Source organism: Streptomyces sp. NBC_01591 (assembly GCF_035918155.1).
Taxonomy (GTDB): domain Bacteria; phylum Actinomycetota; class Actinomycetes; order Streptomycetales; family Streptomycetaceae; genus Streptomyces.
The window spans coordinates 1,810,786-1,834,234 of sequence record NZ_CP109327.1 but is presented as its reverse complement, the minus strand read 5'-3'; the positions used below and the strand labels follow the sequence as shown (position 1 = coordinate 1,834,234).

The following is a 23,449-nucleotide window of genomic DNA, read 5'->3' as shown; positions in this document are numbered from 1 at the left end:
CCGTCCGGCCGCCGGTACGACGGAGCGCGCCGCCCGGCGGGACTGCCGGGCGGCGCGCTCGTTCAGCGGTTGCGTGTGCGGGTCAGAGAGTGCCGCTGTCCGCGATGGTGATCTTCGCCTGCGTGCGGCCGCTCTGCGAGCCGAGGGACTCGATCTTCTTGACCAGCTTCATGCTGTCCTCGTCGTCGACCTCGCCGAACACCACGTGCTTGCCGTCCAGCCACGACGTCACGATCGTCGTGATGAAGAACTGCGAGCCGTTGGAGTGGGGGCCGCTGTTGGCCATGGACAGCTGGCCCGGCTTGGTGTGCGCCAGCTTGAAGTTCTCGTCCGGGAACTTGGCGCCGTAGATGCTCTTGCCGCCCGTGCCGTCGCCCCGGGTGAAGTCGCCGCCCTGGAGCATGAAGTCGGGGATGACCCGGTGGAAGGACGACCCCTTGTAACCGAAACCGTTCTCGCCGGTCGCCAGCTGGCGGAAGTTCTCCGCCGTCTTGGGAACGACGTCGTCGAACAGCTTGAACGTGATTCGCCCGGCGGGCTCGTCGTTGATGGTGATGTCGAAGTAAACCTTGCTCGTCATGGAACCATCCTGACATCGACGCGTTCGGCGCGTACGGGCGGGCACGGCGAGAACCCGGCGGAGGGGCGGCGCCGCGGTCCGATGGAGCGGACCGAACCGTTTTCAGCGGGTGTGCCGCAGATGGGCACCGATCTGCAGGAACGCCGGGACGAGAGGGGCCACGGGGGCGACCGGGGACATCACCTGGGACCCGTAGTGGACGATGACGGTCTCCGACTCCGGTGAGATGAAGAGACGTTGGCCGTGAATGCCGCTGGCCATGAAGGAGCCGCAGGGGTCGTTCAGGATCCACCAGAAGTCGTGGTACGAGAGGGTGGCGGGGGTGCTGGGAGGCGCGGCGGGGAAGCGGACGCGCTTGGCGTAGCCGTCCGGGGCGTCGGGGATGGCGGCGACCACGGCGTCCGGAATGATCTGCCGGTCCCCGACGGCGCCGCCGCAGCGGATCAGCTCGCCGAGCCGGGCCACGTCGCGGGCGGTGGCGCTGAATCCGCCGCAGGCGGCCTCGGTGCCTTCGCCGTCGAGGACGTAGTAGGCGTCCTCGTCGGCGCCGAGGTGGGACCAGATCATGTCGCTCAGCAGGGCCGAGGTGGTGGTGCCGGTGACGCGGCGGAGGATTTCGGCGAGTGCTTCGACGTTGCCGTTCTCGTAGCGGAACTCGGTCCCCGGCGCGGCCGTCGCGCGTGCGGTGGCGAGGTGTTCGCGGATGCTGGTGGGGCCGCTGTAGCCGTAGGGGCGCAGGGGCGGTGCGACGACCGCGAAGTAGCGCTGGGCCTCGACGGGTTTGTCGAAGGGGCGCCCGCCGTAGGAGACATGGGTTCCCATGTGCAGCAGGTGGTCGACGGTGCTGTCCCCGAAGGCGGTGCCGGCGAGTTCGGGGACGTACTCGGAGGCTGTCGCGTCGCGGTCGAGGGTCCCCCGGTGGGCCAGGGTGGCCGCCAGCAGACCTATGTACGACTTGGCCGCCGAGGCGTTGAAGTGGGCGTCGTGGGGCCGGAGTCCGTGCAGGTAGGTCTCGTAGACGACGGTGCCGCGGTGCATCACCAGGAGGGCGTCGGTCTGGGCGGCCGCGAAGAGGTCCGGGAGGGTCAGGGTGCGGTCGTCGGGCGTGGTGATCGTGAGCCCGTCGATGCCGGCGGTGTCCGTCGGCAGGCTGCGGGCGGGGCCCGGTCCGCGCCACACCCGCCGGCTGGGCAGAAGTTCCCGGCCCGCCGTGGTGTAACGGCGCACCCATGCCGGGTCGGTGTAGCCGCGGGACCAGTGGAGATTCGCCAGCGGTGCGTCGGTCATACGCGCTCCTCGATATTGAGTGACGTCCTGATCACTACCATACACATCGTCTATTTTTGCGAGTGCCTCTGCGTTCTGGTCCGGTTTCCCTGGCAGCAGGTAACGCCATGCGACGTCCTGCTTGCCCTAGAACCATTGACCGGAAGTGGCCAGCACGTTACGTTGCCGAATCAGCAGCCCGTTAATGGACATTGAGTCCAATTGCTTTTGTCGTCGCACCCCGACAGGGCGTGCCCGGACGGGAGCGGCGCCGCTGCCCGCGTGTGCCCGATGCCGAACCTCCCGCCACCAGAGCATCGCCCCCTGCTTCTCCCGAACCGCAGGAGTCTCCCTATGCCCTCTCAGCCATCACCGCCGCTGGTTCTCGACGCTTCCGGTGAACTCGGGGCGCCGGCGTTCGACCGGCGCCGCGCCTGGGTCGTCACCGCGCTGATCGTCACGTTCATGATCGTCAATTTCGCGGACAAGTCGGTGCTCGGACTGGCGGCCGACCCGATCATGGAAGAGCTGGACATCAGCCACAGCACCTACGGCCTGATCTCCAGCTCCTACTCGATCCTGTTCAGCCTCTCCGGGCTGGTCGTCGGCTTCTTCTCCTCGCGCATCTCCAGCCGCGTGCTGCTGTTCGTGATGTGCCTGGTGTGGGGCCTGGCCCAGTTGCCCGTCCTGATCGTGGCGGCCGTACCGGCGCTGGTCGCCGGCCGGGTGCTGCTCGGCGCGGCGGAGGGGCCGGCCACGCCGATGTCGATGCACGCCCTCTACAAGTGGTTTCCGGTGGGCCGCCGCGGTCTGCCCTCGGCCCTGCAGATCAGTGGCGCCGCCCTCGGCACCCTCATGGCAGCGCCCGTGGTGACCTGGCTGATCACGCAGTTCGGGTGGCGTTCGGCCTTTGCCGCACTGGCCGTGACGAGTCTGGTGTGGAGTGCGGTGTGGTGGTTCGTCGGGCGCGACGGACCCTACGACCAGCCCCCCGTGCGCGTACGGGCCGAGGCCGGCGGGTCCGCCCGCGTCCCCTACCGCCGCCTGTTGCTGTGCGGCACGGTGATCGGGAGTGTGGCCAGCGCCTTCGGGGCGTCGTGGGCGATGGCCCTCAGTCAGGCCTGGCTGCCGTCATATCTCAAGAACGAACTCACCATGAGCCCGGGAACGGCGGCGGCGGTGCTCAGCGCCGTGTCCGCCTTCAGTTTCGTGCTGCTGCTGGCGCTGTCCCCCGTGATCGACCGGCTGGCCCGGCGCGGCGTGTCGATGCGCCTTTCCAGCGGTGTGCCGCAGGGCCTCGCGGTGGCGTGTGCGGGGACGGCGATGGCGGTGTTCCCCTTCGTCGGCCCGCTGCCGGTGCGGCTCGTCCTGATCGCGGTCGCCTTCGCGGTGCACTCCATCGCTTTTCCGCTGCACTACATGACGGCCGCGGCGGTCGTGCCCGCCTCCCAGCGCGGCGCGCTCTTCGGGATCGTGGCCGCGACGGGGACGCTGCCGGGGCTGCTGGCTCCGTCCTTGACGGGCCATCTGCTGGATACGGCGCCCTCGGCGAGCGCGGGCTACACGCAGTCGTTCGCCCTGGCGGCGGTCGTCATGATCGCCTGCGGGGTCGTGGCCGCCTGCTGCATCCGCCCGGCACGGGACGCCGCACGACTCGGCGCGCTCCAGGGCCTGTCCGGCGGATCGGGGTCGGACAGGCCCTAGGGTGGGTCAGCCCTGGTCCGGTGCGGTGAATCCGCTGGCCCAGTACCGGCCGTGCAGGGCCAGGTCCAGAAGCATGCGCACGGCCTCCTCGGCGGGCATCGGCGGGGTGTCCTGCTCGGCCCACCAGCGCAGTACGGCGATCTGTTCGCCCACCCAGACACGGGCCAGGAGGTCGGCGTCGATGCGCGGCTGGACGTTGTTGCGTTCGGCGCGGGCCTTGAACTCCTGCGCCGTCGCGGCGGCGCAGGAGTCGACGAACATCTGCAGGGGCTTGCCGTCCCCCTCGCCGCGCAGGACGACCCGGTACGCGTCCCGCTCGTCACTGACGTGCCGCAACATCTCCAGCAGCGGCTTGCCGGTGAACCCGATGGCGCTGCCGGAGACCGCCGGTTCCAGGCGCTGCGTGAGTTGCTCCAGCAGGTCGGTGGTCACGCGCGCGAACAGGTCGTCCTTGCCCTTGAAGTGTGCGTAGAACGTGGCGCGTGCGACATCGGCCTGCTCGGTGATGTCTTCGACGGTGAGCGCACTGAAGCCGCGTTCCAGCACCAACTCCACCAGTGCGGTGCCCAGCGCCCTGCGGGTACGCCTGGTGCGCCTGTCCTCGGCCATGCGGCCCCCTTCGGTCCTGTCGTGGTCGGCGCACAGTCTAGATGGCTCTTGACAGCCCACAAGATACAAAACATTCTGTCTGTAAACGTTCTTTCTGTATTCAATTGGTCAGACCGCAAGGCTGGAGATCGTTGATGAACCTCGGCACGTACCTCACCCGCAGCGCCCGCTACTGGCCCGACGCGACCGCTCTGGTCAGCGGCGAGCGTTCCTGGACGTACGCGGAGCTGGACAGTGCGACCGACCGGCTCGCCTCGGCCCTGGTCGCCCGGGGGCTGCGCCCCGGCGACGCGGTCGCCTCCCTGGCCTGGAACCGCGGGGAACTGGTCGAGGTCGAATTCGCCCTTTACAAGGCCGGACTGGTGCGCGCGCCGATCAACGCCCGGCTGGGGCGCAGCGAGATCGAGCACATCCTGCGCTACGCGCCGGTGCGCGTCCTCCTGTTCGACGCGGCGCACCGTGAGGACGCGCTGGCCGCCATCGAGGCTTCGGGCACCGGCTGTCTTCCCGTGCTCCTGGAGGACGAGCCGGCCTCGGCCGCGATACCGGGTGCCGCCGCGGTCCTCGGCTACCGGACCCTGCTCGGCGAGGTGGAGGCCGCCCCGGTCGCCACCGACGTGGACGGGGACGCCCCGTGCGTCCTGAACTTCACCTCCGGATCCACCGGAGCGCTCAAGGCGGCCGTCCAGACCTTCGGCAACCGCCTCGCGAACATGCGCAAACTCCTGATGAGCGACGAATCCCGCCCCCGGCCGGGCACCCGCTACCTCGCCTGCGGCCCCATCACCCACGCCACCGGCATGACCCTGCTGGCCAACGTGTTCGCCGGGGCAACCACCTACGTGCTGCCGACCTGGAGCGCCGAGGCGTTCATGGACACGGTGGAGAAGGAACGCATCACCGCGACGTTCCTCGTCCCCGCCATGGTCAACATGGTGCTGGCCCACCCGGATGCGACCGCGCGGGACCTCTCCAGCCTGACCGGCGTGCGTGTGGGAGGTGCGCCCATCTCACCCCAACGCCTGCGGGACGCCGTGCAGTTGTTCGGCCCGGTCGTGGCGCAGGGCTACGGCCTCGGCGAGACCACCAGTGTGGTGGCGGGACTGAGCAGCCAGGAGATCGCCCGCGCCGTCGCGGACGACCCCGAACTGCTGCAGTCCTGCGGACGGGCGATGTACGACACCGAGATCCGGATCGTCGACGAGGCCGGCCGGCCGCTGCCGCCCCGTGAGGTCGGTGAACTCATCGTCCGCGGCCCCGACTGCGTACGCGAGTACTGGCAGGAGCCCGAACTGTCGGCGCAGACGTTCCGCGACGGCTGGGTCCACACCGGCGACCTCGCCTGGATGCGCGAGGACGGCTACCTGTTCCTCGTCGACCGCAAGAAGGACATGATCATCTCCGGGGGGTTCAACATCTACTCCACCGAGGTCGAGGCCGCCCTCTACGAACACCCCGGTGTCCAGGAAGTCTGCGTCGTCGGCGTGCCCGACGAGACGTGGGGCGAAGCGGTCAAGGCCGTCATCGTGCCCCGCCCCGGCCACGCGCCGAGCGCCGACGAGATCACCGCGTTCTGCGCCGAGCGACTCGACCGCTTCAAGAAGCCCAGGAGCGTCGACTTCGTCGGAGAACTGCCCCACAACCGCAACGGAAAGCTCGACCGCAAGGCCGTGCGTGAACCGTTCTGGGCCGGCGCCGACCGCCGCGTGAACTGACCCCGCCCCCTCCGACCGGCAAGGACCACCCCACCATGACCTTCTCCCTGCGCCCCGCCTACGACGACCCCCGGCTCGCCGGCCTCGTCGACCGGCTCCGCACGTACCTCGACGGCGAACTCGCCGACTACGAACGCGACCGCGGCATCACCCACGAGAGCCGCCTCACCCGCTCCGACCTCGAACCCGTCTGGCGGCGCAGCCGCGAGCTGGGCTTCTACGGCATCCATCTGCCCGAGCAGTACGGCGGCCAGAACCTCTCCTACACCGCGCTGGCCGCCCTGAAGGAGGAGGTCGGGGCCTGCGGACGCGTCCTGGGCCACAGCGTGCTCGGCGACATGGGCGGCCCGCTCCGTGCCGGTGACATCCTCGACCACGCCACCGAGTACCAACTGGACACATACCTGCTGCCCCTGGTGCGCGGCGAGCGCGCCTGCTGCTTCTCGCTGACCGAGACCGACGCCGGCTCCGACGTACGGTCCATGCGCACCACTGCCGTCCGGGACGGCGACGGCTACCGTCTGAGCGGCCACAAGGTCTTCAGCTCCGCGGGCCCGTTCGCCGACTTCGCCATCGTGGTGGCCCGGATGGCGGAGACCGGCGAACAGGAAGGGGACAAGCCGTCCTTCTCCGCCTTCCTCGTCGACCTCGACAGCCCCGGCTGCCGGGTGGCCGACGGTGCCACGCCCATGTCCGGCGAGCACATCGAGAGCGACATCGTCCTGGACGACTGCTACGTACCCGCCCGGAACCTCCTCGGCGAGGAGGGCAAGGGCATGCGGATCGCGCTCGGTCGCGTCACCACCAACCGGCTCCTGCACTGCCCCACCGTCATCGGCGCCACCCGCCGGGCACTCGACCTCACCCTGGAGCGCACCCGCACCCGCAAGGTCGCCGGCGGTCAGCCCCTGCTGGCCCTGCAGTCCATCCAGCACAAGGTCGCGGACATGGCCACCGAGCTGTACGCGGCCCGCTCCATGACCTACGCCGCGCTCGCCGCCCTCGACCAGGGCAAGGACGTACGCACCGAGGCGTTCATGAGCAAGCTGTTCGTCGCCGAGTCCGCCTTCCGCATCCTCGACCAGGCCGTCCAGATCCACGGCAAGGAAGGTCTCACCCAGGGCAACGAGATCGAGTTCCTGTTCCGCAAGATCCGCATGTTCCGCATCCTGACCGGCACCTCCGAGATCCAGCGCAACGGCATCGCGCACGGCCTCGCCTTCATGGCCTGACCCCGTCTGCCCGCCCTCACACCGCAAGACCCGCCCCTCACGCCGCAAGACAGGTGAACCCGGTGACAACACCCACTCCATCCGCAGCCCCCGCCTGGTCGTCGCTGACGGGCAAGCGCATCCTCGACCTCTCCCGGCTCCTGCCCGGCCCCTACGCCACGTCCCTGCTCGCCGACCTCGGCGCCGACGTCATCAAGGTCGAATCCCCCCACTCCGGCGACCCCCTGCGGATCGCCCCCGACCTGTTCGACGCGCTCAACCGCAACAAGCGATCGGTCGTCCTCGACCTGCGCGGCGAGGACGGCCGGAACACCTTCCTGGACCTGGTGCGTACCGCCGACGCCGTGGTGGAGAGCTTCCGCCCCGGCGTCCTCGACGGGATGGGTTTGGGCTACGCCGCTCTCCACGAGGCCAATCCGCGCCTGGTGCTGTGCTCGCTCAGCGGCTACGGGCAGAGCGGACCCTACGCACAGAAACCCGGCCACGAGCTCAACTTCCTCGGCCTGTCCGGCTTCTTCACCGTCCCCGGACGACTCGACGGCGAGATCACCCGCCCCGGCGTCCGGATCGGCGACATGGCCGGAGCCATGCACGCGGCCCTCGCCCTGACCGCCGCCCTCGGCACCGGGGCCGAAGGCCAGCACATCGACGTGTCCCTCAGCGAATCCATCACCGCCTGGTGCTCCCTCTTCGCGTTGCCGCTGCGCGACATCCCCGACCCCCTCGACGCGGGCCTGGTCCAGGGCGACAACGACACCTTCACCACCGCCGACGGGCGCCGCCTCTCCCTCGCCACGTTCGAGGACAAGTTCTGGCACCGCTTCCGCACCGGACTGGCAGGAGACTTCCCCGCACTGGACACCCCCGCCTACGACCGGCGCGCCGACCGCACCGCCGCCAGGCAGGCCGTGAGCGGCCTGCTGCGCGGAGTCTTCCGGGCCCGCGACTACGCCTGGTGGCAAGAACGCCTGAACGACCTCGACGCTCCCTGGGCCCCCGTCCTCACCACCCCCGGCGAACTCCTGGCCGACCCCCACGCCGTTGCCCGGCAGCTGTTCAGTACCCCCGCCGACCCCGCCACCTGCCCGCAGGCCCGTTTCCCCGTGACCTTCGGAGCCGGCCTCGACACCTTCCGTAACCCGGCCCCCGCCCTGGGCAGGCACACCCGGGAAATACTCGATCGACTCCCCACCCGCCGGCCTTCCGACCCGCTGTGACGGTCCGGATGGGTGTCTTCCGGAGAAGCTTTGCATAAAAGTGCACCGCTGCGTATAGTCATGCCATCGATGAGGAGGTTTCGATGGTGGTACGCGCAGCAGTGGCAGGGGCGAGCGGATACGCCGGTGGGGAGCTGCTCCGTCTCCTGCTGGTTCACCCCCAGGTCGAGATCGGGGCGCTCACGGCCAACTCCAACGCGGGGCAGAAGCTCGGTGCGCTGCAGCCGCACCTGCGGCCGCTCGCCGACCGGGTGCTCCAGCCGACCACCCCCGAGGTGCTCGCCGGGCACGACGTCGTCTTCCTGGCCCTCCCGCACGGGCAGTCCGCCGCCGTCGCCGAGCAGCTCGGTGACGAGGTGCTGATCGTCGACATGGGGGCCGACTTCCGGCTCAAGGACGCCGCGGACTGGGAGAAGTTCTACGGTTCTCCGCACGCCGGTACCTGGCCCTACGGTCTGCCCGAACTGCCGGGCGGGCGCTCGGCGCTGGCGGGCTCCAAGCGTATCGCGGTGCCCGGCTGCTACCCGACCGCCGTCTCTCTCGCGCTCTTCCCGGCGTACGCGGCCCAGCTGGCCGAGCCCGAGGCCGTGATCGTCGCCGCGTCCGGTACCTCCGGGGCGGGCAAGGCGGCCAAGCCGCATCTGCTCGGCTCCGAGGTGATGGGCAACATGTCCCCGTACGGCGTCGGCGGCGCCCACCGGCACACCCCCGAGATGATCCAGAACCTCAGCGCGGCAGCCGGTGAACCGGTCACGGTCTCCTTCACGCCGACCCTGGCGCCGATGCCCCGCGGCATCCTCGCCACCTGCAGCGCGAAGGCGAAGCCCGGTGTGACCGCCGAGTCCGTCCGTGACGTGTACGAGAAGGCGTTCGCCGACGAACCCTTCGTCGGCCTGCTCCCCGAGGGGCAGTGGCCCGCCACGGCGTCCGTCTACGGTTCCAACGCCGTACAGATCCAGGTCGCCCATGACGAAACAGCGGGCCGGATCATCGTGATCAGCGCCATCGACAACCTCGCCAAGGGCACCGCCGGCGGTGCCCTGCAGAGCATGAACATCGCCCTCGGACTTCCCGAGGACACAGGTCTTTCCACGATCGGAGTCGCACCGTGAGTGTCACGGCAGCACAGGGGTTCTCCGCGGCGGGCATCGCCGCGGGAATCAAGGAGAGCGGTAACCCGGACCTGGCCCTCGTGGTCAACCACGGTCCGCGTCGCGCCGCCGCGGGCGTCTTCACCTCCAACCGCGTCAAGGCCGCCCCCGTCCTCTGGTCGGAGCAGGTGCTGAAGGGCGGCGAGGTCACCGCCGTCGTGCTCAACTCCGGCGGTGCCAACGCCTGCACGGGCCCGAAGGGCTTCCAGGACACCCACGCCACCGCCGAGAAGGCCGCCGAGGTGCTCACCGGCCACAACGCGGGCGAGATCGCGGTCGCGTCGACCGGGCTGATCGGCACGCTGCTCCCGATGGACAAGCTGCTGCCCGGCATCGAGCAGGCCGCCGCCGCCCTCAGCGAGCACGGCGGCGAGAAGGCCGCCATCGCCATCAAGACCACCGACACCGTCCACAAGACCGCCGTCGCGGGCGGCGAGGGCTGGACCGTCGGCGGCATGGCCAAGGGCGCGGGCATGCTCGCCCCGGGCCTCGCCACCATGCTGGTCGTCCTCACCACCGACGCCGACATCGACGCCGCCGGACTCGACTCCGCGCTGCGCGCCGCCACCCGCACCACCTTCGACCGGGTCGACTCCGACGGCTGCATGTCGACCAACGACACCGTGCTGCTGCTGGCCTCCGGAGCGAGCGGAATCGCCCCGGAGCAGGCAGAGTTCGCCGAGGCCGTACGGAAGGTCTGCGCGGACCTCGCCCGGCAGCTCATCGGTGACGCCGAGGGCGCCTCCAAGGACATCCGGATCGAGGTCATCAACGCCGCGACCGAGGACGACGCCGTCGAGGTGGGCCGCTCCATCGCCCGTAACAACCTCCTCAAGTGCGCCATCCACGGCGAGGACCCCAACTGGGGCCGGGTCCTCTCCGCGATCGGTACGACGAAGGCCGCCTTCGAGCCCGACCAGCTGAACGTCGCCATCAACGGCGTCTGGGTCTGCAAGAACGGCGGCGTCGGCGAGGACCGCGACCTCGTCGACATGCGCTACCGGGAGGTCAAGATCACCGCCGACCTCGCCGCCGGCACCGAGTCCGCCGTCATCTGGGCCAACGACCTCACCGCGGACTACGTCCACGAGAACAGCGCGTACAGCTCATGACCCCGGCGCGGAAACACACCGCACTCCCGAAGGCGCAGATCCTCATCGAGGCACTGCCCTGGCTGACCCGGCACAACGGCAAGACCGTCGTCATCAAGTTCGGCGGCAACGCCATGATCGACGACGATCTGAAGGCGGCCTTCGCCCAGGACGTCGTCTTCCTGCGCCAGGCCGGCCTCAAGCCCGTCGTCGTGCACGGCGGCGGCCCGCAGATCAGCGCCCAGCTCGACAAGCAGGGCCTGGTCAGCGAGTTCAAGGCGGGCCTGCGCGTCACCACGCCCGAGGCGATGGACGTCGTACGGATGGTGCTGGCCGGCCAGGTCCAGCGCGAACTCGTCGGCCTGCTCAACCAGCACGGCCCGCTCGCCGTCGGCATGACCGGCGAGGACGCCCACACGATCACCGCCACCCAGCACCGGCCGACCATCGACGGCGAGATCGTCGACATCGGGCGGGTCGGCGAGATCACCGCCATCGACACCGGGGCTATCCGGGCGCTGCTGGACGACGGCCGGATCCCGGTCATCTCCTCCATCGCCCGCTCCGCCGACGACAACCACGTCTACAACGTCAACGCCGACACGGCGGCCGCCGCGCTCGCCGCCGCGCTGAACGCCGAGACGCTGATGGTCCTCACCGATGTCGAGGGCCTCTACGAGGACTGGCCCAACAGCGACGACGTGATCAGCCGGCTCACCGCGGCCGAGCTGGAGAAGCTGCTGCCGGAACTCTCCAGCGGCATGGTGCCGAAGATGCAGGGCTGCCTGCACGCCGTGCGCAACGGCGTCGAGACCGCCCGCGTGATCGACGGCCGGGTCCAGCACTCGATCCTGCTGGAGATCTTCACCGACGAAGGAATCGGCACGATGGTCGTTCCCGATGCACAGGGGGAGTCATGAGCAACCAGGAGCTCGCACAGCGCTGGAGCCACGCGCTGATGGACAACTACGGGACTCCGCAGCTGTCCCTGGTCCGCGGCGAGGGCGCCCGGGTGTGGGACGCCGACGGCACCGAGTACCTCGACTTCGTCGGCGGTATCGCGGTGAACGCGCTGGGGCACGCCCACCCCGCCGTCGTCGAGGCCGTCTCCACCCAGATCGCTTCCCTCGGCCATGTCTCCAACCTCTTCATCGCCGAACCGCCCGTCGCGCTCGCCGAACGGCTGCTCCAGCTCTTCGGCCGGAGTGGCCGCGTCTACTTCTCCAACTCGGGCGCCGAGGCCAACGAGGCCGCCTTCAAGATCGGCCGGCTGACCGGACGGACCCACATGGTCGCCACCGACGGCGGCTTCCACGGCCGGACCATGGGCGCGCTCGCACTGACCGGCCAGCCCAAGAAGCGCGAGCCGTTCCTCCCGCTGCCCGGCGACGTCACGCACGTCCCGTACGGCGACGCGGACGCCCTGCGGGCCGCCGTCACCACCGACACCGCGCTGGTGATCATCGAGCCCGTCCAGGGCGAGAACGGCGTGGTCGTTCCGCCCGCCGGATATCTGGAGGCCGCCCGGGAGATCACCCGGGCCACCGGCACCCTGCTCGTCCTCGACGAGGTGCAGACCGGCATCGGCCGCTGCGGCCAGTGGTTCGAGCACCAGGCCCACCAGGGCATCGAGCCCGATGTCGTCACCCTCGCCAAGGGCCTCGGCGGCGGACTGCCGATCGGCGCGACCGTGGCCTTCGGCCCGGCGGCCGATCTGCTGCAACCGGGCCAGCACGGCACGACGTTCGGCGGCAACCCGATCGCCTGCGCCGCCGGTCTCGCCGTCCTGGACACCCTGGCCGCCGACGGCGTCCTGGACCGGGTGAAGCGGCTCGGCGAGAAGATCCGGGACGGCGTGGAGGGCCTGGGTCACCCGCTGGTCTCCCATGTCCGCGGCTCCGGGCTGCTGCTGGGTATCGTGCTCACCGAGCCCCTCGCACCTCAGGTGCAACAGGCGGCTCAGAGAGCCGGAATCCTGGTGAACGCACCCGCCCCCGATGTCCTGCGGCTGATGCCGCCACTGATCATCGGCGACGCGGAGGTCGACGCGCTGCTCCAGGCACTGCCCGGCGCTCTCGACGCGGCAAAAGGGGACGGACGATCCGGAGAATGAGGCGACGACGATGACCGAGGCGCAGGAAACCGAGTACGGCGGGCCGTCCGTGCCGCAGACCCGCACCGCACGCCACCGCCGGATCGTGGACATCCTGAACCGGCAGCCGGTGCGCTCGCAGAGCCAGTTGGCCAAGCTCCTCGCCGACGACGGGCTGAGCGTCACCCAGGCGACGCTCTCCCGCGATCTGGACGAGCTGGGCGCGGTGAAGATCCGCAACACCGGCGGTGAGCTGATCTACGCGGTGCCCAGCGAGGGCGGATTCCGCACCCCGCAGGCGCCGTTGGGCGGGTCCGCGAAGGAGGAGCGGATGCGGCGGCTCTCCGCCGAACTGCTCATCTCCGCGGAGGCGTCGGCCAACCTCGTGGTGCTGCGCACTCCTCCGGGCGCGGCCCAGTTCCTCGCCTCGGCCATCGACCAGGCAGAACTGCACGACATCCTCGGCACCATCGCGGGTGACGACACCCTGATGCTGATCAGCCGTGACCCGGCGGGCGGCCAGGCGCTCGCCGACCATCTGCTGCGACTGGCCCAGAACGAGCGCTGAGCGGGCCGGTGTTGCCGGGGTGTGTCAGTAGCGCGTGATCGCGGTCGGGCCCGACCGGGTCCCGATCGCGATGTGCGGACGGCGGGCCGGGTTCACCCAGTCGAGGATCCGGTCCATCGCGGCCGCCGGTACGGAGACACAACCGGCGGTCGCGCCACGCCCGTTGACGTGCAGGAAGATCCCGGCGCCGCGTCCGCGCACCGGCCGTTCGTAGTTGAACCCGATGACGAGCGCGCGGGCGTACTGCGTCGGATAGGCGATCAGGTGCTCCGCCTCGCCCGCCCGGCAGTCCTCGGGCCGCGGTTCCACCCAGCGGTTGTAGGCCCGCGCCGCGTTGTCCTGGCACCACCACGACCGGTCGTTGACCCGGCGGTACGGGTGGACGGTGCCGGCCGGTGCGGGCTTGATCCCGAAGGCGTACGGCAGGTCGTACAGACCGGTGGGGGTGGTGTTCGTGCCCTGCTTGCGCGACGCCCCCTCGGCCAGGCCGTTCGCACCGAAGCGGGCGGGGGTGGACCCGCCCTTCACCCAGGTGCCCCGCCGCAGGTTCCACCAGGTGACGGTGCCCGTGGTGGAGCCCTTGGCCGGGGCCTCGGCGGTGATCAGCTGGGTGCCGCCGCCGGTGTCGGCCATCCGTGCCGGGAGCGGTGGGGCGGCGGGCCGGGCCGCGACCGAGCCCGCCAGCGCGAGCAGTACCGAAAAGGTCACCAGAGATCTGCGCATGTCCGGACGGTAGACCCTCCGGCCGGGCGCCACCCGCGGATCTGCTCCGTACGGCTCAATACCGGTCCGCCGAATCCCGGTCCGCCGATTCGCCGTCCGCCCGGGGCATGGCCGGCAGCGGGAGCGGCAGCCCCGGAAGTCCGTCGATACTCGTCGCGATGTGTTCCTTCTTCTCGAAGTAGGCACTCAGCGAGACGTCGTCCTCGCGGGCGAAGCGCCGGGCGTGCAGCGTCCGGTCCTCGTCGTACGACATGAACGGCACCCCGTAGCCGCAGGTGTCCCGGATCAGCTCGGCCCTCACCACGATGACGGCGCGCAGCCCGTGGAGGCCGGGGTCCACGCCCGGGAAGTGTTCGAGCAGTGCGCCGAACCGCGGATCGTCACGGAAGACCGGCTCGCCGCGACCGTGCACCCGCACGATGTTCGGCGGCCCCTGGAAGGCACACCACATCAGCGTGATCCGGCCGTTCTCGCGGAGGTGGGCGACGGTCTCCGCATTGCTGCCCGCGAAGTCCAGGTAGGCCACGGTCAGCTCGTCGACGACGGCGAACGAACCGCTGACGCCCTTGGGGGAGAGGTTGACCGTGCCCTCGCCGTCCAGGGGCGCCGTCGCCGTGAAGAAGATGTGCTGCTCTTCGATGAAGGCCCTGATCCGTCCGTCTATGCGTTCGTATGTTTTCCCCATGGCGGCCATTGTCGTCGCCAAATCCGGTGGTGGCGAGGTGATTTCACCTGGCAGGACGCTTCTTCGGGGGCGCGGGGCGGCGATCACGCCTTTGACAAAACATGCATTGGTCTGCATAGTTATGCCCATCAGTGATCGCGCCATCAAAAAGAGACCCGTGACCGGGCGGGAGTCCGAGAAGCGTGACCTCGCCTGACCCCCAGTAGTTACGTGACCACCTCCCCGGCCCTCCGTGCGGGGAGGCGGTCGCACACCCACCACCCTGTTCTTCCGAGGAGCACGCAGTGAGCAACGGCAACGGCAACAGCGACGTACGCCTCTGGGGCGCCCGCTTCGCCGACGGTCCGGCCGAGGCGCTGGCCAAGCTGTCCGCCTCCGTCCACTTCGACTGGCGGCTCGCGCCCTACGACATCGCCGGTTCCCGAGCCCACGCGCGCGTCCTGAACAAGGCGGGCCTGCTCACCGAGGACGAGCTGAACCGCATGATCGCCGGTCTCGACCAGCTCGAAGCCGATGTCGCCGACGGCTCGTTCACCGGCACCATCGCCGACGAGGACGTCCACACCGCACTGGAGCGCGGACTGCTGGAACGCCTCGGCCCGGACCTCGGCGGCAAGCTGCGGGCCGGCCGGTCCCGCAACGACCAGATCGCCACGCTCTTCCGGATGTACCTGCGCGACCACGCCCGGATCATCGGCGGTCTGATCGCCGAACTGCAGGGCGCGCTGGTCGGCCTCGCCGAGGCGCACCCGGATGTCGCGATGCCCGGCCGTACGCATCTGCAGCACGCCCAGCCGGTGCTCTTCGCCCACCACGTCCTGGCCCATGCACAGTCCCTGTCCAGGGACGCCGAGCGGCTGCGCCAGTGGGACGAGCGGACCGCCGTCTCCCCGTACGGCTCCGGCGCGCTGGCCGGGTCGTCGCTCGGGCTCGACCCGGAGGCGGTCGCCGCCGACCTCGGCTTCGAGCACGGGTCCGTCGGCAACTCCATCGACGGAACGGCCTCCCGCGACTTCGTCGCCGAGTTCGCCTTCATCGCCGCGATGATCGGCGTGAACCTCTCCCGGATCGCGGAGGAGGTCATCATCTGGAACACGAAGGAGTTCTCCTTCGTCACCCTGCACGACGCCTTCTCCACCGGCTCCTCGATCATGCCGCAGAAGAAGAACCCGGACATCGCCGAGCTGGCCCGCGGCAAGTCCGGCCGGCTGATCGGCAACCTGACCGGCCTGATGGCCACGCTGAAGGCCCTCCCGCTCGCGTACAACCGCGACCTTCAGGAGGACAAGGAGCCGGTCTTCGACTCCTGCGACCAGCTGGAAGTCCTGCTGCCCGCCTTCACCGGCATGATGGCCACCCTCACCGTCAACCGCGAGCGCATGGAGGAGCTGGCCCCGGCCGGTTTCTCGCTCGCCACCGACATCGCCGAGTGGCTGGTCAAGCAGGGCGTGCCGTTCCGCGTCGCCCACGAGGTCGCCGGTGAGTGCGTCAAGGAGTGCGAGCAGCACGGCATCGAGCTCGACGAGCTGACCGACGAGCAGTTCGCCAAGATCTCCGAGCACCTCACCCCCGAGGTCCGCACGGTCCTCAACGTGGCCGGTGCGCTCGCGTCCCGCAGCGGCCGCGGCGGTACGGCCCCGTCGGCCGTGGCCGTCCAGCTTGCCGAGGTGAAGGCCGACCTCGCCGTCCAGCAGGCGTGGGCCGACGCCAAGAACTGACCGCGAGGAGAGCGGTAACGGGGCGGGGAGCGGTCGTACGCTCCCCGCCTTCCGGTTTCCGTGAGCTGGGTTACGTTGACGGGGAGCGCACCGATCGACGAGGAGCCCCACGATGCCTTTCGCCCGGCTGGCCACAGCGACGACTCCGACCGCCCACATCGGGCTCGGCCTGGCGGCGGTCGGCAGGCCCGGCTACATCAACCTCCACCGCGACCGCGATCTGCCTGCCGACCGCAGCGTCGAGGCGATGCGCGAACGCACCCACGAGCTGCTCGACGCCGCCTACGCACAGGGCGTCCGCTACTTCGACGCCGCCCGCTCCTACGGCCGCTCGGAGGAGTTCCTGGCCGACTGGCTGACGGCACGGCCCGAGGTGGACGATGCCGTCATCGGCAGCAAGTGGGGCTACACCTACACGGCCGACTGGAGCGTCGAGGCCGACGCGCACGAGGTCAAGGACCACAGCCTCGCCGCGTTCGTGCGCCAGCGTGCCGAGACCGACGCGCTGCTCGGTGACCGCCTCGACCTCTACCAGATCCACTCGGTCACCGCCGACAGCCCGGCCCTCACGGACAAGGAACTGCACGAACGGCTGGCCGCGCTCGCCGCGGAAGGGGTCAGTGTCGGCCTCTCCACCAGCGGGCCCGCCCAGGCCGACGCGATCCGGGCCGCCCTGACCGTCACCGTGGACGGCGAACCGCTCTTCCGTACGGTCCAGGCCACCTACAACGCCCTGGAGACCTCGGCCGGGACGGCGCTAGCCGAGGCCCATGCCGCCGGCCTCACCGTGATCGTCAAGGAAGCCCTGGCCAACGGGCGGCTCGCCGGGACGGAAGCCCCCGCCGTGGTCCAGGAGGTCGCCGCGGATGCCGGTCTCGGCAGCGACGCGGTCGCGCTGGCGCTCGTGCTGTACCAGCCCTGGGCCGGGGTGGTGCTCTCCGGCGCGGCGACCGTCGACCAGCTCGCCGGTAACCTGCACGCGGCCGTCGTCGACCTCGACGAGGAGCGGCGCGCCCGGCTCGACGCGCTGGTGGAGGAGCCGGAGGCGTACTGGCGGCACCGCGCCGGGCTGCGCTGGAGCTGACCGGACACCGCCGCGGAGCGGCGCGGGCCGTCCGTCACATCGACGGGGTTCCGTCCGTCAGTGCTGTGACGGAAACACGACGGAGGAATGTGACTGTGGACGGACATGAGTTCCTGGCGGAGCGCTTCGAGGAGAACCGGGCACAGCTGAAGGCCGTGGCCTACCGGATGCTCGGCTCGGCGAGCGAGGCGGAGGACGCCGTCCAGGAGGCCTGGATCCGGCTCAGCCGTTCCGACGACCGGGCGATCGAGAACCTGGGCGGCTGGCTGACGACGGTCGTCGGGCGGGTGTGCCTGGACATGCTCCGCTCCCGCCGCTCCCGCCGCGAGGAGCCACTCGACACCGGGGCGCCCGAGGAGCACGGCCCCGGCCCGGACCTCGGCGAACGGTCGGAGGCCGACCCCGAGCAGCAGGCGCTGATGGCCGACTCGGTCGGTCTCGCGATGCTCGTCGTGCTCGAGACTCTCGACCCCGCCGAGCGGCTCGCCTTCGTGCTGCACGACATGTTCGCCGTGCCCTTCGACGAGATCGCCGGCGTCGTGGACCGTACCCCGGCCGCGACCCGGCAGCTCGCCAGCCGGGCCCGGCGCCGGGTGCAGGGCGTGGACCCGGTGCCGGATCCCGGCCTCGCCCGCAAGCGCGAGGTCGTCGCCGCCTTCCTGGCCGCCGCCCGCGACGGTGACTTCGAGGCCCTGGTGGCCGTGCTCGATCCGGACGTGGTGGTGCGGTCCGACGTCGGTGCCGGCGGTGTCGGCGCCCCGGTCCTGGTGCGGGGCGCCGCGGCCGTGGCCCGTCGGGCGATGATGTTCGCGCCGTTCGCACGGTCGTCGCAGCCCGCACTGGTCGACGGGGAGCCGGCCGTCATCGCGGCGCACGAGGGCCGCCGGTTCGCGGTCATGATCTTCACGGTCGCCGGGGGGAAGGTCGTCGAGATGGACGTGATCAATGACCCGGACCGTCTCCCCGGCCTCGATCTGACGGTTCTCAACGACTGACGGTTCTCAACGACTGGACGGGACCGGTCGGCGACGGCCGCCGGGGTGCCCGCCGCGCGGGCGCCCACGTGTGGCGGTCGTACGGCGGGTTCAGCGCCCGTCCCGCGGGCCGCCGTCCGCCCACGCCGCGAGCGCCGCGAAATCGGACGGCAGCAGCCCGATCCCCGGATCGATCCACCGGAGCAGCGTCTCGGTGACCCCCTGGCCGAGGACCCACGCCCGGTCCTGCTCGGCGATCTCGTCGTCGACCCAGGCGAACGGCCGGCCGGCCGCGTACTCCACGACGTACCGCGTCTTCCAGTACGTGCCGTCCGGCCCGCTGTCATGCATCGACGGCCAGTCGATGTACGGCAGCGGGGGCAGCCCGAGGTGCGGTCCGACCCAGGTGTTGGCCTCGTCCTTCCAGGTCGTCGCCCAGACCAGCTCGTAGCGGCCGGCCAGCGCCCGCAGCGCCTTCCCGTGCTCCGGGTTGAGCAGGACGGGCAGGGGCGGCCCGTAGTTCCACCCCGTCGGCCGCATCAGATGCTTCGCGTAACCATCCGGTACCCCGTGGTGTGCCAGTGCCGCGTAGGGATTGAGGGGACCGTCGATGTCGATCAGCAGCAGCGGCTTCATGGCGCCATGGTCCTCCCTTCCTTCCGGAGAGGGCACACCTTCTCGGTGAGACATTTTTGTCTCATATGGCCTATGGTTGTCTCATGAGTATTGACCGTGAGCAGGTGCTGCGCAGCGCCGCCGCTCTGCTGACCCGCAAATCGACCGCCACCATGGACGAGGTCGCCAGAGCCGCAGGCATCGGACGCGCCACCCTGCACCGGCACTTCGCCGGACGGGACGCCCTGGTCAAAGCGTTGGAGAACCTGGGCATCCAGGAGTTCGAAGCGGCTCTGGATGCCGCCGCCCTCGACGAGGGCCCCGCGCAGGAGGCGCTGCGCCGCCTCGTCGCGGCCGTCGAGCCGAGCGCCGGACTGCTCTCCTTCCTCGTCACCGAGAACCAGCTCTTCGAGGGCGAAGAGGTGAACGAGGGCTGGAACCGCCTCGATGCCCGGGTCTCCGCCTTCTTCAGACGCGGCCAGGAGCGCGGCGAATTCCGGATCGACCTCACCCCCGCCTGGCTGACCGAGGCCCTCTACGGACTCATCTCGTCCGGCGCCTGGGCCGTCCAGGACGGCCGGGTCGCGAGCCAGGACTTCCAATACATGATCGTCGAGTTGCTGCTCGGCGGTGCACGCCGGAGCGTGGAGCAATGAGCCGTGTCGAACAGCGGGTGGAAGCCCCGGAAGAGCTGCACCGTCCCGGGCGGTGGATCGCCCTGGCCGTGCTCGTCCTCGCCGTGCTGCTCGTGGCGATCGACGCCACCGTCCTCGGCCTGGCGACCCCGTTCCTCACCGAGGACCTCGAACCGACCGGCACCCAGCTCCTGTGGATCGGCGACGTCTACTCCTTCGTCATCGCCGGACTCCTGGTCTCGATGGGCAGCCTCGGCGACCGCATCGGCCGCAAGAAGCTGCTGCTGTGCGGTGCGACGGCGTTCGGTGCGGTCTCCGTGCTCAACGCCTACGCGCACACCCCCGAGATGATGATCCTGGCGCGGGCGCTGCTCGGGGTCGCGGGCGCCACCCTGATGCCGTCCACGCTCGCCCTGATCCGGAACCTCTTCCACGACCCGCGCGAACGCAGCTTCGCCATCGGGATCTGGGGAGCGATGGCCTCCGCCGGAGCGGCCGTCGGCCCCGTGGTCGGCGGACTTCTGCTGGAGCACTTCTGGTGGGGCTCGGTCTTCCTGATCAACCTGCCGGTCATGGCGGTCCTCGTGGTCGTCGGCGCGAAGATGATCCCCGAGTCCCGGAACCCGGCCCCGGGCCCCTGGGACCTGGTCAGCGTCGCGCTCTCCTTCATCGGCATGATCGGCGTCGTGTATGCCGTCAAGGAGCTGGCGGCGCACGGCCCGAGCGGGGGGACCGTCGCCGCGGGCATCGGTGGCGTGGCAGCGCTCAGCTGGTTCGTACGCAGGCAACTCACGCTTCCCGCACCCCTGCTGGACATGCGGCTCTTCCATCACCGGGGCTTCTCGGGTGCCGTCCTCGCCGACCTGCTGACCATCCTCGGCCTGTCCGGACTGGTCTTCTTCCTCTCCCAGTTCCTCCAACTGGTTCAGGGACGCGGGCCGTTGGAGGCCGGTCTCGCCGAACTGCCCGCGGCCGTCGGTGCGGTGGTTGCCGGTCTGATCGCCGGCCGGGCGGCCCGTCGCTTCTCGGTGCGCACGGTGGTGACCGGCGGACTCGGGGCGATCGGTCTGGCGCTCGCCGCGGTCACCCTGATCCACAAGGAGACCGCCTACCCGCTGATCGGGGCGGTGCTGCTCATCGTCGGCGTGGGTGCGGGCTTCGCCTTCACCGTCACCTCCGACGTGATCCTCTCCAGCGTCCCGAAGGAGCAGGCGGGCTCCGCCGGCGCTGTCTCCGAGACGGCGTACGAACTCGGCGCGGCCCTCGGCATCGCCCTGCTCGGCTCCATCGTCACCGGCGTCTACCAGACGTTCGAATCGCCCGAGGGCACCCCGTCGGCCGATGCCGCCGCGGCCCATGAATCGCTGGGCGGCGCGGTCGAGGCGGCCCACGGTCTGCCGGCCCAGCAGGGACAGGCGCTGGTCTCCGCGGCGCAGGACGCGTTCGTCGAGGGGCTGCGGCTCGCCGCGGGTGTCGGCGCGGCGGTCCTGCTGGCGACGGCCGTCGCCGCGTGGTTCCTGCTGCGCGGTCAGAAGCTGGAGGACGGCATCGTGCACCAGTAGCCGCCCGGGTCACGACGACATGCGGAAGGGCCCGTACCACCCAAACCGGGGTACGGGCCCTTCCGTCTGCTTGTTGCTTGCGTCCCGCGTCAGCTCACGCGGCCTTGGCCTTCGTGGCGTACATGTCGACGTACTCCTGACCGGACAGCCGCATCACCTCGGCCATCACGGAGTCGGTCACCGCCCGCAGCACATAGCGGTCGCGGTCCATGCCCTCGTAACGGGAGAACTCCATCGGCTCGCCGAAGCGGACCGTCACCTTGCCGGGACGCGGCAGGCCGGCTCCGCCGGGCTGCAGCTTGTCCGTGCCGATCATCGCGAACGGCACCACCGGCGCGCCGGTCATCAGCGTCAGCCGGGCGATGCCCGTGCGGCCCCGGTACAGGCGGCCGTCGGGGGAGCGGGTGCCCTCGGGGTAGATGGCGAACGCCTTGCCCTCCTCCAGCACCCGACGGCCCGTCATCAGCGCCGCGACACCGCCGCGGCCACCGTCCCGGTCGACCGGGATCATGCCGCAGCCGGTGAAGAACCAGGCCATCGCCCGGCCCTTGAGCCCCTTGCCCGTCACGTACTCGTCCTTGCCGATGTAGAACACCGGCCGGTCGCAGCAGATGGGCATGATCATCGAGTCGATGAACGTCAGATGGTTGCCCGCGAGGATCACCGGACCGTCTCCGGGAATGTTCTCCACACCCTCCACCTGGGGGCGGAACATGAGGCGCAAGATCGGTCCGAGCACTGCCTTGATGAGTGCGTGTCGGGACAACGGTTCCTCCGGTGTAGTGGCCGGGCCGGCCGAGGTGCGGGATCGTGACGGTCCATGCAGGTGAGGACGATACTCGCGGCTACTGGCTGATCGCACATCGGGTTCACGGAGCGGATACGTGGTGTTGACGTGAGTTTCCGCCATGTTCGTCCAGGAGCTGCCCCCACGACGGTACTGCTGCCTACGCTCGGGCCTCGCCCGACAGGTGCCAGACATCACACGCGAGGAGCATTCATGACTGAGCGCGCGCAGGCCGGTCCCGGCCGCAGAACCATGCTGGGAGCGGGAGCCGCCGTACTGGGCACGGCCGCCCTCGGACTGGCCGGCGGCCCGGCCGCCGCCGACACCGCGGGGAACACCTCCGAACGCCACGGCGGCCACGGCTTCCGCCTCGACCTGCCGGTGCCCACCGTCATCGGACACCGCGGCGCCAGCGGCTACCGGCCCGAGCACACCCTCGGCTCCTACCAGCTGGCCCTCGACATGGGCGCGCACATCGTCGAGCAGGACCTGGTGCCGACCAGGGACGGCCACCTCGTATGCCGTCACGAGAACGACATCACCGCCACCACCGATGTCTCCGCCCACCCCGAGTTCGCGAGCCGCAGGACCACGAAGAAGGTCGACGGCGTCTCCCTCACCGGCTGGTTCACCGAGGACTTCACCCTCGCCGAACTGAAGACGCTGCGGGCCAAGGAGCGCATCCCCGGTACCCGTCAGGAGAACACGCTCTACGACGGCCGCTGGGAGATCCCCACCTTCGAGGAGGTGCTGCGCTGGGCCGACCGCGAGGGCCGCAGGCGCGGAAAGCCCGTCTGGCTGTACGTCGAGACCAAGCACCCCACCTACTTCCGCGGCCTCGGCCTCGGACTCGAGGAGCCGCTCGCCAAGCTGCTGCGCCGCTACAACCGGCACCGCAAGCAGTCGCCGCTCATCCTCCAGTCCTTCGAGCCCGGCAGCATCCAGCGGCTCGCGCGGCTCGTCACGACCCCGCGCGTCGTGCTGCTCTCCGGCGCGGGCGAGCGCCCCTGGGACTTCGTGACGTCCGGTGATCCGCGCACCGTGGCGGACCTGGTGAAGCCCGAGGGGCTGAAGTGGATGGCCTCCTTCGCGCAGGGCATCGGCCCCACCCTGGACCTGATCATCCCCAAGGACGCCTCGGGGCGGCTCACCGCACCGACCACCCTGGTGACGGACGCGCACGCCCAGGGCCTGGTCCTGCACCCCTACACCATGCGCAACGAGAACAACTTCCTGCCCGCCGACTTCCGGCGAGGCACGGACCCCACTGCCTACGGTGACGCGTTCGGCGCGTTCCAGGCGTACTTCGCGACGGGTATCGACGGCGTCTTCTCCGACAACCCGGACACGGCCCTGCTCGCCGCGGCGGACTTCGCCGCGAAGTGACACCCGCGTCAGCACCCGGCCGGGGCGTGCCCCGGTCGGGTGGTGCTCGCCCGGC

General features: G+C 70.4%; 23 protein-coding genes. 16 read left to right on the top strand and 7 right to left on the bottom strand.

Annotation, left to right across the window (positions count from 1 at the left end; genetic code table 11):
* Positions 1 to 82: 82 nt before the first annotated feature.
* A complete protein-coding gene (locus OG978_RS08560; RefSeq protein WP_326764619.1) occupies positions 83 to 580 on the bottom strand; it encodes a peptidylprolyl isomerase in 498 nt (165 codons plus the stop codon).
* A gap of 102 nt (positions 581 to 682) precedes the next feature.
* The gene (locus OG978_RS08555; protein WP_326764618.1) at positions 683 to 1,867 is read right to left on the bottom strand and encodes a serine hydrolase domain-containing protein; all 1,185 of its coding nucleotides are present in this window, start codon (positions 1,865 to 1,867) and stop codon (positions 683 to 685) included.
* A gap of 333 nt (positions 1,868 to 2,200) precedes the next feature.
* On the opposite strand from OG978_RS08555, the gene OG978_RS08550 reads away from it, so the two are divergent.
* The gene (locus OG978_RS08550) at positions 2,201 to 3,550 is read left to right on the top strand and encodes an MFS transporter (RefSeq protein ID WP_326764617.1); all 1,350 of its coding nucleotides are present in this window, start codon (positions 2,201 to 2,203) and stop codon (positions 3,548 to 3,550) included.
* Between the two features lie 6 nt (positions 3,551 to 3,556).
* Here the strand turns inward: OG978_RS08550 and OG978_RS08545 are convergent, their stop codons facing one another.
* Complete coding sequence (locus tag OG978_RS08545) at positions 3,557 to 4,159, bottom strand: TetR/AcrR family transcriptional regulator (protein ID WP_326764616.1); 603 nt, start codon at positions 4,157 to 4,159, stop codon at positions 3,557 to 3,559.
* Between the two features lie 134 nt (positions 4,160 to 4,293).
* On the opposite strand from OG978_RS08545, the gene OG978_RS08540 reads away from it, so the two are divergent.
* The 8 genes from OG978_RS08540 to OG978_RS08505 all read left to right on the top strand — a co-directional run bounded on the left by OG978_RS08540 (position 4,294) and on the right by OG978_RS08505 (position 13,225).
* A complete protein-coding gene (locus tag OG978_RS08540; RefSeq protein ID WP_326764615.1) occupies positions 4,294 to 5,874 on the top strand; it encodes a class I adenylate-forming enzyme family protein in 1,581 nt (526 codons plus the stop codon).
* Positions 5,875 to 5,909: 35 nt separating this feature from the next.
* Complete coding sequence (locus OG978_RS08535; protein ID WP_326764614.1) at positions 5,910 to 7,106, top strand: acyl-CoA dehydrogenase family protein; 1,197 nt, start codon at positions 5,910 to 5,912, stop codon at positions 7,104 to 7,106.
* Between the two features lie 62 nt (positions 7,107 to 7,168).
* Complete coding sequence (locus OG978_RS08530; RefSeq protein ID WP_326764613.1) at positions 7,169 to 8,323, top strand: CaiB/BaiF CoA transferase family protein; 1,155 nt, start codon at positions 7,169 to 7,171, stop codon at positions 8,321 to 8,323.
* An 83-nt stretch (positions 8,324 to 8,406) separates the two neighbouring features.
* Positions 8,407 to 9,435, top strand: coding sequence for an N-acetyl-gamma-glutamyl-phosphate reductase (argC, locus tag OG978_RS08525; protein ID WP_326764612.1), 1,029 nt, complete (start codon positions 8,407 to 8,409; stop codon positions 9,433 to 9,435).
* Complete coding sequence (gene argJ, locus OG978_RS08520) at positions 9,432 to 10,586, top strand: bifunctional glutamate N-acetyltransferase/amino-acid acetyltransferase ArgJ (protein ID WP_326764611.1); 1,155 nt, start codon at positions 9,432 to 9,434, stop codon at positions 10,584 to 10,586. Before argC ends, argJ begins: the two co-directional genes overlap by 4 nt.
* Entirely contained in the window at positions 10,583 to 11,485 is a 903-nt protein-coding gene (argB, locus tag OG978_RS08515; protein ID WP_326764610.1) for an acetylglutamate kinase, read from the top strand. Before argJ ends, argB begins: the two co-directional genes overlap by 4 nt.
* The gene (locus OG978_RS08510) at positions 11,482 to 12,678 is read left to right on the top strand and encodes an acetylornithine transaminase (protein ID WP_326764609.1); all 1,197 of its coding nucleotides are present in this window, start codon (positions 11,482 to 11,484) and stop codon (positions 12,676 to 12,678) included. Before argB ends, OG978_RS08510 begins: the two co-directional genes overlap by 4 nt.
* Before the next feature lie 10 nt (positions 12,679 to 12,688).
* Positions 12,689 to 13,225 (top strand): arginine repressor, encoded by a 537-nt coding sequence (locus OG978_RS08505; RefSeq protein ID WP_072484461.1) that lies wholly within the window; start codon positions 12,689 to 12,691, stop codon positions 13,223 to 13,225.
* A gap of 24 nt (positions 13,226 to 13,249) precedes the next feature.
* Here OG978_RS08505 and OG978_RS08500 read toward each other — a convergent pair whose 3' ends face one another.
* A complete protein-coding gene (locus OG978_RS08500; protein ID WP_326764608.1) occupies positions 13,250 to 13,948 on the bottom strand; it encodes a L,D-transpeptidase family protein in 699 nt (232 codons plus the stop codon).
* Positions 13,949 to 14,003: 55 nt separating this feature from the next.
* Positions 14,004 to 14,633 carry a pyridoxamine 5'-phosphate oxidase family protein gene (locus OG978_RS08495; RefSeq protein ID WP_326764607.1) on the bottom strand — a complete coding sequence of 210 codons (630 nt, stop codon included), beginning with the start codon at positions 14,631 to 14,633 and terminating at the stop codon, positions 14,004 to 14,006.
* Here OG978_RS08495 and OG978_RS08490 point away from each other — a divergent pair.
* The 4 genes from OG978_RS08490 (at position 14,632) to OG978_RS08475 (ending at position 18,430) form a co-directional block, all read left to right on the top strand.
* Complete coding sequence (locus tag OG978_RS08490) at positions 14,632 to 14,829, top strand: hypothetical protein (protein WP_326764606.1); 198 nt, start codon at positions 14,632 to 14,634, stop codon at positions 14,827 to 14,829. The two genes, OG978_RS08495 and OG978_RS08490, sit on opposite strands and share 2 nt — an antisense overlap.
* 88 nt (positions 14,830 to 14,917) lie before the next feature.
* Positions 14,918 to 16,351 (top strand): argininosuccinate lyase, encoded by a 1,434-nt coding sequence (gene argH / locus OG978_RS08485; RefSeq protein ID WP_326764605.1) that lies wholly within the window; start codon positions 14,918 to 14,920, stop codon positions 16,349 to 16,351.
* A gap of 112 nt (positions 16,352 to 16,463) precedes the next feature.
* The gene (locus OG978_RS08480) at positions 16,464 to 17,435 is read left to right on the top strand and encodes an aldo/keto reductase (protein WP_326764604.1); all 972 of its coding nucleotides are present in this window, start codon (positions 16,464 to 16,466) and stop codon (positions 17,433 to 17,435) included.
* 95 nt (positions 17,436 to 17,530) lie between these two features.
* Positions 17,531 to 18,430 (top strand): sigma-70 family RNA polymerase sigma factor, encoded by a 900-nt coding sequence (locus OG978_RS08475; RefSeq protein ID WP_326764603.1) that lies wholly within the window; start codon positions 17,531 to 17,533, stop codon positions 18,428 to 18,430.
* 90 nt (positions 18,431 to 18,520) lie between these two features.
* Here the strand turns inward: OG978_RS08475 and OG978_RS08470 are convergent, their stop codons facing one another.
* A complete protein-coding gene (locus OG978_RS08470) occupies positions 18,521 to 19,045 on the bottom strand; it encodes a hypothetical protein (RefSeq protein WP_326764602.1) in 525 nt (174 codons plus the stop codon).
* Between the two features lie 83 nt (positions 19,046 to 19,128).
* Between OG978_RS08470 and OG978_RS08465 the strand changes: the two genes are divergently transcribed.
* A complete protein-coding gene (locus OG978_RS08465) occupies positions 19,129 to 19,680 on the top strand; it encodes a TetR/AcrR family transcriptional regulator (RefSeq protein ID WP_326764601.1) in 552 nt (183 codons plus the stop codon).
* Positions 19,677 to 21,221: an MFS transporter gene (locus OG978_RS08460; protein ID WP_326764600.1), complete on the top strand. Its 1,545-nt coding sequence runs from the start codon at positions 19,677 to 19,679 to the stop codon at positions 21,219 to 21,221. The genes OG978_RS08465 and OG978_RS08460 overlap by 4 nt, the downstream gene beginning before the upstream one ends.
* Before the next feature lie 94 nt (positions 21,222 to 21,315).
* On the opposite strand, the gene OG978_RS08455 is transcribed toward OG978_RS08460, so the two are convergent.
* Entirely contained in the window at positions 21,316 to 21,987 is a 672-nt protein-coding gene (locus OG978_RS08455) for a lysophospholipid acyltransferase family protein (RefSeq protein ID WP_124718788.1), read from the bottom strand.
* A 234-nt stretch (positions 21,988 to 22,221) separates the two neighbouring features.
* Here OG978_RS08455 and OG978_RS08450 point away from each other — a divergent pair, with 234 nt between their 5' ends.
* On the top strand, positions 22,222 to 23,394 hold the full coding sequence (locus OG978_RS08450; protein ID WP_326764599.1) for a glycerophosphodiester phosphodiesterase: 1,173 nt from the start codon (positions 22,222 to 22,224) through the stop codon (positions 23,392 to 23,394).
* The last annotated feature ends 55 nt before the right edge of the window (positions 23,395 to 23,449 follow it).

What these genes read in the sequence shown, in the direction of transcription:
- OG978_RS08560 (WP_326764619.1), bottom strand. Translation starts at nt 580, where the DNA reads ATGACGAGCAAGGTTTACTTCGACATCACCATCAACGACGAGCCCGCC.
- OG978_RS08555 (WP_326764618.1), bottom strand. Translation starts at nt 1,867, where the DNA reads ATGACCGACGCACCGCTGGCGAATCTCCACTGGTCCCGCGGCTACACC.
- OG978_RS08550 (WP_326764617.1), top strand. Translation starts at nt 2,201, where the DNA reads ATGCCCTCTCAGCCATCACCGCCGCTGGTTCTCGACGCTTCCGGTGAA.
- OG978_RS08545 (WP_326764616.1), bottom strand. Translation starts at nt 4,159, where the DNA reads ATGGCCGAGGACAGGCGCACCAGGCGTACCCGCAGGGCGCTGGGCACC.
- OG978_RS08540 (WP_326764615.1), top strand. Translation starts at nt 4,294, where the DNA reads ATGAACCTCGGCACGTACCTCACCCGCAGCGCCCGCTACTGGCCCGAC.
- OG978_RS08535 (WP_326764614.1), top strand. Translation starts at nt 5,910, where the DNA reads ATGACCTTCTCCCTGCGCCCCGCCTACGACGACCCCCGGCTCGCCGGC.
- argC (WP_326764612.1), top strand. Translation starts at nt 8,407, where the DNA reads ATGGTGGTACGCGCAGCAGTGGCAGGGGCGAGCGGATACGCCGGTGGG.
- argB (WP_326764610.1), top strand. Translation starts at nt 10,583, where the DNA reads ATGACCCCGGCGCGGAAACACACCGCACTCCCGAAGGCGCAGATCCTC.
- OG978_RS08510 (WP_326764609.1), top strand. Translation starts at nt 11,482, where the DNA reads ATGAGCAACCAGGAGCTCGCACAGCGCTGGAGCCACGCGCTGATGGAC.
- OG978_RS08505 (WP_072484461.1), top strand. Translation starts at nt 12,689, where the DNA reads ATGACCGAGGCGCAGGAAACCGAGTACGGCGGGCCGTCCGTGCCGCAG.
- OG978_RS08500 (WP_326764608.1), bottom strand. Translation starts at nt 13,948, where the DNA reads ATGCGCAGATCTCTGGTGACCTTTTCGGTACTGCTCGCGCTGGCGGGC.
- OG978_RS08490 (WP_326764606.1), top strand. Translation starts at nt 14,632, where the DNA reads ATGGCGGCCATTGTCGTCGCCAAATCCGGTGGTGGCGAGGTGATTTCA.
- OG978_RS08495 (WP_326764607.1), bottom strand. Translation starts at nt 14,633, where the DNA reads ATGGGGAAAACATACGAACGCATAGACGGACGGATCAGGGCCTTCATC.
- OG978_RS08480 (WP_326764604.1), top strand. Translation starts at nt 16,464, where the DNA reads ATGCCTTTCGCCCGGCTGGCCACAGCGACGACTCCGACCGCCCACATC.
- OG978_RS08470 (WP_326764602.1), bottom strand. Translation starts at nt 19,045, where the DNA reads ATGAAGCCGCTGCTGCTGATCGACATCGACGGTCCCCTCAATCCCTAC.
- OG978_RS08465 (WP_326764601.1), top strand. Translation starts at nt 19,129, where the DNA reads ATGAGTATTGACCGTGAGCAGGTGCTGCGCAGCGCCGCCGCTCTGCTG.
- OG978_RS08460 (WP_326764600.1), top strand. Translation starts at nt 19,677, where the DNA reads ATGAGCCGTGTCGAACAGCGGGTGGAAGCCCCGGAAGAGCTGCACCGT.
- OG978_RS08450 (WP_326764599.1), top strand. Translation starts at nt 22,222, where the DNA reads ATGACTGAGCGCGCGCAGGCCGGTCCCGGCCGCAGAACCATGCTGGGA.